Raw genomic sequence first — 275 nt, 5'->3', positions numbered from 1 at the left:
CAGTTGTACCGACCAAAGGGACAGGCGATGGGTCAGCAACTCCAGGGATGGCGATCGGCAAGCGCCCAGCGTTTGTGGCTGTCGATGCTGATCGACGCCATGGAAGAGATTTCGCGCCCGGAACGGCGTGACCAACCCTGTGATGCTCAGGTGCTGGCCGCGTTGCGAGCCCAACTCGCCCGGCCGGCATTGGCCAACACGCTTTACGCCTCGGCCTATAGCCTGAGAAACTGACTCCGCCGCTTTGCGACCTATTCGCCGGCCAACTGCAGCCG

General features: G+C 62.9%; 1 protein-coding gene. It reads left to right on the top strand.

What is annotated here, in order from left to right:
- Window positions 1-234 (top strand): hypothetical protein (locus QSV46_RS39690; protein WP_314964089.1); only part of this gene is annotated, 234 nt, incomplete at its 5' end.
- Between the last annotated feature and the right edge of the window lie 41 nt (window positions 235-275).

The organism is Bradyrhizobium cosmicum (genome assembly GCF_032290525.1).
GTDB classification, from domain to species: Bacteria; Pseudomonadota; Alphaproteobacteria; order Rhizobiales; family Xanthobacteraceae; genus Bradyrhizobium; species Bradyrhizobium cosmicum_A.
Note: the sequence above shows the minus strand (reverse complement) of the source record. Positions and strands in the feature narration are given on the sequence as shown.